Consider the following 7,444-nt stretch of genomic DNA (forward strand, 5'->3'; position numbering starts at 1 on the left):
AGGGAGCGGGACGCGGGAGCGGGCCGGGACGACGGGCCGGGACGACGGGCCGGGACGACGGGCCGGACACGGATCACCGGCTGGGCACGGCCGAGGGGCCGTTTCTCCGGGACGGTACGCTTTGGGCGTGGACGTCATCCGGCTGCTCGATATTCGCGACGACGCGCTCTCCGTGGACGAGGTGCTCGCCGCGGTCGGTGATCACGCGGCGGGCGGTACGGCCGTCTTCGTCGGCACGGTACGCGACCAGGACCACGGCAGGCCGGTCACGACCCTGTCCTACTCGGCGCACCCGAGCGCCGCGGACGAGCTGCGCCGGGTGGCAGAGAAGATCGTCGCCGACTTCCCGGTGACCGCCCTGGCCGCCGTGCACCGGGTCGGCGACCTCGCGCTCGGGGACGTCGCGGTGGTGGTGGCCGTCGCCGCCCCCCACCGCGGTGAGGCGTTCGAGGCCTCCCGCAGGCTGATCGACGATCTCAAGGCCCAGGTCCCCATCTGGAAGAACCAGCTCTTCGCCGACGGGTCCTCGGAGTGGGTCGGGGCCTGCGAGTGAGATCGTCCAGCGGGTGCGCGACGGTCGGCGCGGCGGTGCGCGGGGACGGTTTCCCGACCTGTCGTACGGCATAGGCTTTGTCCATGTCCCGACGAGCGCTGACCCTCATGGTGGCGGGCTTCCTCACGCTCACGCTCGCGCTGGTCGGCGCGGTGCTTCCGGTGCCGTACGTGGTGCTGAGTCCCGGGCCGACGGAGAACACCATCGGCGACTTCGGCGGCAAGCCGGTGATCAGCATCGAGGGACGCAGGACGTATCCGACCGACGGCAAGCTCAGCCTCGTCACCGTCGCCTACCAGGGCGGGCCTGGCACCAGGATCGACCTGTTCAGCGCGCTGCGCGGATGGATCGACCCCACCATCGCGGTCGTGCCGGAGGAGACGATCTTCCCTCCGGCGACCACCGCGAAGGAGGTCGAGGAGCAGAACACCCAGGAGATGACCGGCTCCCAGGACGACGCCACCGCGGCGGCGCTGACCGAGCTGAAGATCCCCTACGCCTCGGTGGTGACCGTGGGCTCCATCGAGAAGGGGCTGCCCGCCGACGGCAGGTTCAAGGCCGGCGACGAGATCGTCTCGGTGGACGGCACGCCCGTGTCCGTCAGGGAGACCGTCTCCACCGCGGTCCGCCGGCACAAGCCAGGCGAGCGGGTCGCCTTCGTCGTCAAACGCGGCACGCAGAACACGACCCTCGACGTCCCGACCACCGCCGGCAAGGACGGCGCGCCCATCGTGGGCATCACCATGCGCGTCGGGTACCGGTTCCCCTTCACCGTCAAGATCAATGTCGGTGACGTCGGCGGGCCGAGCGCGGGCATGATGTTCTCCCTGGGGATCGTCGACAAGCTCACCCCCGGGGCGATGACCGGCGGCACGTCCATCGCCGGGACCGGCACGATCACCTCCGAGGGCACCGTCGGACCGATCGGCGGCATCCAGCAGAAGATGGTCGGGGCCAGGAAGGCCGGAGCGACGATCTTCCTCACCCCCGCGGACAACTGCGCCGAGGCCGTCAAGGCGATCCCGGACGGGCTCAGGCTGGTCAAGGTCGACACCCTGCACGTGGCCGTCCAGGCGGTCGAGGCGATCCGCACCGGCACGGGGGCCGTGCCCGCCTGCTCGTCCGGCTGAGGCACCCCCGCCCCGCCTCGCCCGGCCCGCTCCCCGCCCGGTGACCGGCCCGGCGTTCCCGGGCCCGCCGGGTCGTGGGAGAGGCCGGGGACACCCGAGGCCGCCGGGCAGCGCCGGGACGCCGCAGGCGTCGTGTTCATCTCGTGTTCCGTTCCTGGGCACTCATCGGGTCCGTCGTGCGTTGTCATCGATGGACCCGAGACCGTGCGGGGTCGTGGCCGGACCGTGCCCGAGGCGCTGGGCCCGCCCCGACCCCCACCGGTGTAGGTTTCCAGACACGGACCGTGCTCTTACGACAAGGGGTTGGCCTTGAGCTTCCGGACCCCCGGAGCCGGCAGGGCAATGCGCTTGCCCCGCCGGCCGCGACTGCTGCTACCCGTCGCGATCGCGCTGGTCGCGATCGTGGCGTTGTTCTTCCTTTTCGCCGGCATCTTCACCGATTACCTCTGGTACGACTCGGTCGACTACACGGCCGTCTTCTCCGGGGTGGTCGTCACGCAGATCCTGCTGTTCGTGGTCGGCGCCCTGCTGATGGTGGGCATCGTCGGCGGCAACATGCTGATGGCGTACCGGATGCGCCCGATGTTCGGCCCCGGCATGTTCGGCGGCGCCAGCGGCGCCGACCGGTACCGGATGGCCCTCGACCCGCACCGCAAGCTGATCTTCCTGGTCGGCGTGGCGATGCTCGGCCTGTTCTCGGGATCCTCGTTCTCGAGTCAGTGGAAGACCTGGCTGGAGTTCCTCAACGCGACGCCGTTCGGCGAGACCGACGCGCTGTTCAAGTGGGACATCTCCTTCTTCATGTTCACCTATCCATTCATCCGGATGGTGCTGAACTTCCTGTTCGTCGCGGTGGTGCTGTCGGCCCTGCTGTCGGCGATCGTGCACTACCTGTACGGCGGATTCCGGCTCCAGTCGCCCGGGGTCCACGCCTCGCGCGGCGCCCGGGCGCACCTGTCGGTGCTGCTCGGCGTCTTCGTGCTGCTGAAGGCGGTCGCCTACTGGGTCGACCGGTACGGGCTCGTCTTCTCCGACCGGGGCTTCCGGCACGGCGCGTCGTACACCGACGTGAACGCGGTCCTGCCCGCCAAGACCATTCTGGCGATCATCGCGCTGATCTGCGCCGTGCTGTTCTTCGCCGGCGTCGTACGGCCCGGCGGCATGCTGCCCGGGGTCGGCTTCGGCCTGCTGGTCCTCTCGGCCGTCCTGATCGGCGGGGTCTACCCGGCCCTGGTCGAGCAGTTCCAGGTCAAGCCGAACCAGCAGGGCAAGGAGCAGGAGTACATCAAGCGCAACATCGACGCGACACGAAAAGCCTACGGCGTCAACGACGCCGAGGTGATCGACTACAAGGCCCAGGGCGACCCGGCCCAGGTCAACGTCACCGCCGACAGCTCCATCTCCGGCGTGCGGCTGCTCGACCCCAGCCTGGTGGCCAAGACCTACCAGCAGAAGCAGCGGATCCGTGGTTACTACGACTTCCACGAGCCGCTCGACGTCGACCGCTACCCGGACGCGGACGGCACCCTGCGCGACACCGTCGTGGCCGTGCGAGAGCTCACCGGCCCCCCGGCCGAGCAGAACAACTGGATCAACCGGCACCTGGTCTACACCCACGGCAACGGCTTCGTCGCCGCGCCCGGCAACGAGGTGGACTCCGAGGGACTGCCCAACTTCGACGCCAAGGACATGCCGGTCACCGGCGCCCTGGTGGACCGGACGAAGCTCAAGGAGTCGCGGATCTACTTCGGCGAGGCGCCCGGCTCGACCGAGTACGTCATCGTCGGCGGCACCGGCCAGCAGAAGCAGGAGCTGGACTACCCCGAGAGCGGCGGCACCGGCCAGAAGAACACCACCTACGACGGCAAGGGCGGCGTCCCGGTCGGCTCGTTCCTCAACCGGATGCTCTACGCGGCCAAGTACAGCGAGATCAACCTGCTGCTCTCCGGCGACGTCAACGCGAACTCCAAGATCCTCTACGAGCGCAACCCGCAGGCGCGGATCGCCAAGGTGGCGCCGTTCCTGAGCCTGGACGACAACCCCTACCCGGCCATCGTCGGCGGCAGGGTCGTCTGGATCGCCGACGCGTACACCACGTCCAACGCCTACCCGTACTCCCAGAGCAAGAGCCTGGAGGCGATGACGAGGGACACCGTCACCGACCCGCGCCTGGTGGTGCCGCAGCCGCGCGACCAGATCAACTACATGCGCAACTCGGTGAAGGCGATGGTCGACGCCTACGACGGCACCGTCAACCTGTACGCCTGGGACGAGAAGGACCCCATCCTGCAGACCTGGCGCAAGGCCTTCCCCGGCGTCATCAAGCCGCAGACGGAGATGTCGACGGAGCTCAGGCAGCACCTGCGCTACCCGGAGGCGCTGTTCAAGGTCCAGCGTGACGTGCTGTCCCAGTACCACATCGCCGACCCGAACGCCTTCTACAGCGGCCAGGACTTCTGGAACGTCCCGAACGACCCGTCGTCGGGCGAGCGCAACGTCAAGCAGCCGCCGTACTACCTGTCGGTCAAGATGCCGAACACCGCGGCCCCGTCGTTCTCCCTGACGACCACGTTCGTGCCGCGCCAGGGGCCCAACCTGGCCGCGTTCATGGCCGTGGACGCCACCCCCGGAGCCGACTACGGAAAGCTGCGCATCCTGCGCATGCCCTCCAACACCACGATCCCGGGTCCGGGCCAGGTACAGAACAACTTCCAGAACAAGTTCTCCGGCGAGCTCAACCTGCTCGGGCTCGGCCAGGCGAAGGTCCGCTACGGCAACCTGCTGACCCTGCCGTTCGCCGACGGCCTGGTCTACGTCGAACCGGTCTACGTGGAGATCGCGGCCGCCTCCGGCCAGGAGCCGTACCCGATCCTCCGCCGCGTCCTGGTGGCCTACGGCAGCAAGGTCGGCTCGGCCGACACGCTCAAGGGCGCCCTGGAACAGGTCTTCGGCGGTGGCGCACCGACCACGCCGCAGGAGACCAAGCCGGACACGAACGCGCCGGCGGAGACCAAGCCCACGGGCGAGCTCGCCGTGGCCATCGACGCGGCGCAGAAGGCCTACGACAAGGCGGAGAACGCCCTCCGGGAGGACCCGCCGAACTGGGTCGAGTACGGCAACGCCCAGAAGGAGCTCCAGGCGGCCCTGGAGAAGCTGAAGGGCACGGCCGCGACGACCGGGGCCACCCCCACCCCGTCACCGACCTCCGGGACACCTGCGCCTTCGGCGTCCCCGTCCGCGTCACCGTCGGCGACCCCCGCCCCCTCGGTGACACCGTCACCCTCACCGAGTTAGCGGAGGTCACCGGGCCGGACGCCATCTGATTCGCGTCCACCCCCAAAGCCGGGTAAGCTTCAGGCATACACCGACGCGGGGTGGAGCAGTTCGGTAGCTCGCTGGGCTCATAACCCAGAGGTCGCAGGTTCAAATCCTGTCCCCGCTACCAAAGAAAGACCCCGGTCGCCGGAAACGGCGACCGGGGTCTTCGCGTTTTCCACGACCGGCATCCGGTTCTCCTCTTTCGCCTCTCCGGCTTCACATTTCCGGTGAACCAGTCACCAGTGCCCCGTTCCTCTACATATCGGGCACCTTCGGGGGCCGCCTCGCCCGTGCGCGCCGGGTCTCTCCGCGTCGGGCCGTCCCGTGAGCATCGGGCCCGGATTCCCGGTGGTGCGGGCCGTGCCGACGTGCCGTGAACGCGCCGGCTCCGGTATCGATTTGCCGTCACGGCCGAATTCCGGATAGTCTTTCATCACACACCGACGCGGGGTGGAGCAGTTCGGTAGCTCGCTGGGCTCATAACCCAGAGGTCGCAGGTTCAAATCCTGTCCCCGCTACCAAAGAGAGGCCCTGATCTCCCAGAGATCAGGGCCTCTCGTTTTTGTGCCGCCTTCCCGCTGAGCCCTGCCCCCGGCGGATGCGCCGATGCCCCTCCGCGGGTGCCCGCTCCTGAGCCGGGAGGTAGCGTGCCGATGTGAGTGAAACCCCAGGGCCGGTCCTGCGCTGGCGCGTGCGCCGCGATCTCCTCGTCATGAAGGCCGTCGCCGCGCTCGCCCTCGCGGTGCTGGCCGTGCTGAGCCTCGACGACCTCAGGGGCGCACTCCTGGCGGGCGCCGCGTCGGTGGTCCTGGCCGTCCTGGCGGCACGCGACCTCCTGGCCCCGGTACGGCTGACCGCGGACGGGGAGGGACTCATCGTGGTGAAGGGGTTCGCCGGGTCCGAACGGGTGCCGTGGAGAGCCGTCGAGCGCATCCGCGTGGACAGCAGAACCCGCTTCACCTCGCGTACGGAACTCCTGGAGATCGACACAGGGGAGGGCATCCACCTGCTCAGCAGGTTCGACCTGGGCGTGCCGTGCCAGGAGGTGGCCGACGAACTCCGCTCGTTCCGGACGGGAACATAGTCCCCGTTCCGGACGGCGCGTCCTCTCGGGGAGGTAGGCCCCGTTTCGTACGGCGCGTTCGATCGCGCGTTCACGCGCGCCGTGACACGCTCGGTGCTCCATCGCGCCCGGCGGGCGCGGAGCTCCGATCCGCCGGTCCGTGTCAGGCCCGGACTCGCACCCGGCGATGCCTGGGCACGAAAGCGGGCTTGGGGCGGCGGGCCAGCAGGCTCACCTTGTAGCCGCCCCAGCAGATGAGGAAGAACCCGAAGAAGATCTGCCCGACCCAGGCCCAGGTGGCGGTCTCGACGGCCGCGAACATCACTACACCGGTCCAGACAAAGCCGAAGACGCCCACGAAGGTCGCCGCAGCCCAATTCAGCCCTCGCTGCAACATGCCCGAAGTCTTACAGATCTTGGTTCAAGCCCAGGTCAATGACGCGGAACGCCTCATCGCGGAAGGCCGCGACTTGCGCCGGCGCACCTCCGCACGCGGGCCCCGCCGGTGTTCATCGGGGTCACGTCGAGGGGTGTCCCCTCAAGAGCCGCCAGAAGGGTGGCGGCGGTCTGGGCGTCGGCGAGGATCCGGTTCACCTCGTCCTCCGACCGGGGGAGCTGGCCGCGCTTGGCGAGCTCGTCGGTGAGGAAGGTCAACGGCTCCGGATAGCCGGCCTCCTGCGCGGCGACGGTCGCCCGAGCCGCGGTGAGGAGACGCAGATAGTAGGCGCGGAGGGTCGCCTCCCGCATGCGTGCGTCTTCGAGATCGTTCAGCAGAGACCTGGCGACCCTGAGAAGGTCGCCCGGGTGATCGGCCTCCGCGTCGATGTGCGCGCGGATGTCATCGAACTCCGAGCGGGTCATGGTGCTCACCTCCACGGCGGAGTCAGGATCCTGACCCTCGCACGTACTTCGTATCCAGAGCCGATTGCGAATGGCTTGACGTCTGGTTGCGCGCCTCGACTTCCTCGTTCTTCCTGCGATGTTCTCTCTGAGACGCGCGACGTTCGGGGAAGGTTGGCAAGTTGTCTCTGTGACATGAGAGTCCTGATAGTGTTCTTCTCGCAGGACGACGAGCCCCCAGGTCTTCAACGCCTCGGGTAGGTGGACCGTCCGGCCCACCTCTCTTTTGATCTGATAATCCGGTTGCGTCCGTTTGATTGGACATCGGCCGGATGTTGGAGTAAGTTAGAGGGGTTGCCCTGGAAACAGGGTGATCGACATGCTAGCCGGTTTGGCGGGTTCGGGTCGAGGTCGGGAAAACCGACAGTTTGACACGAATCAGGCAGATTCGCTAGAATGGTAGTACGAAATGGAACGCCCCTGACGGTCGGCCGGTTGAATCGGCTGGGTGGCGGGTGTACGCGTCCGTTTCTTGAGAAC

General features: G+C 68.3%; 6 protein-coding genes and 2 tRNA genes. 6 read left to right on the forward strand and 2 right to left on the reverse strand.

The features are described 5' to 3' along the window. Positions 1 to 127: 127 nt before the first annotated feature. The 6 genes from ACLQ2R_RS28820 to ACLQ2R_RS28845 all read left to right on the forward strand — a co-directional run bounded on the left by ACLQ2R_RS28820 (position 128) and on the right by ACLQ2R_RS28845 (position 6,085). Positions 128 to 553: a molybdenum cofactor biosynthesis protein MoaE gene (locus tag ACLQ2R_RS28820; RefSeq protein WP_386243744.1), complete on the forward strand. Its 426-nt coding sequence runs from the start codon at positions 128 to 130 to the stop codon at positions 551 to 553. 83 nt (positions 554 to 636) lie between these two features. Further along, the gene (locus ACLQ2R_RS28825) at positions 637 to 1,683 is read left to right on the forward strand and encodes a YlbL family protein (RefSeq protein WP_425963948.1); all 1,047 of its coding nucleotides are present in this window, start codon (positions 637 to 639) and stop codon (positions 1,681 to 1,683) included. A 342-nt stretch (positions 1,684 to 2,025) separates the two neighbouring features. Beyond that, positions 2,026 to 4,977, forward strand: coding sequence for a UPF0182 family protein (locus ACLQ2R_RS28830; RefSeq protein WP_425963950.1), 2,952 nt, complete (start codon positions 2,026 to 2,028; stop codon positions 4,975 to 4,977). A gap of 74 nt (positions 4,978 to 5,051) precedes the next feature. Then, positions 5,052 to 5,128 (forward strand) — tRNA-Met (locus tag ACLQ2R_RS28835). 317 nt (positions 5,129 to 5,445) lie between these two features. Next, positions 5,446 to 5,522: transfer RNA gene (locus ACLQ2R_RS28840), tRNA-Met, on the forward strand. 134 nt (positions 5,523 to 5,656) lie between these two features. After that, entirely contained in the window at positions 5,657 to 6,085 is a 429-nt protein-coding gene (locus ACLQ2R_RS28845; protein ID WP_425963952.1) for a PH domain-containing protein, read from the forward strand. Positions 6,086 to 6,227: 142 nt separating this feature from the next. Here the strand turns inward: ACLQ2R_RS28845 and ACLQ2R_RS28850 are convergent, their stop codons facing one another. Beyond that, positions 6,228 to 6,386 (reverse strand): hypothetical protein, encoded by a 159-nt coding sequence (locus ACLQ2R_RS28850; RefSeq protein WP_425963954.1) that lies wholly within the window; start codon positions 6,384 to 6,386, stop codon positions 6,228 to 6,230. 128 nt (positions 6,387 to 6,514) lie between these two features. After that, the gene (locus ACLQ2R_RS28855) at positions 6,515 to 6,925 is read right to left on the reverse strand and encodes a hypothetical protein (RefSeq protein WP_386243728.1); all 411 of its coding nucleotides are present in this window, start codon (positions 6,923 to 6,925) and stop codon (positions 6,515 to 6,517) included. Positions 6,926 to 7,444 lie beyond the last annotated feature (519 nt).

Source organism: Streptosporangium sp. DT93 (genome assembly GCF_049844535.1).
GTDB lineage: Bacteria > Actinomycetota > Actinomycetes > Streptosporangiales > Streptosporangiaceae > Streptosporangium.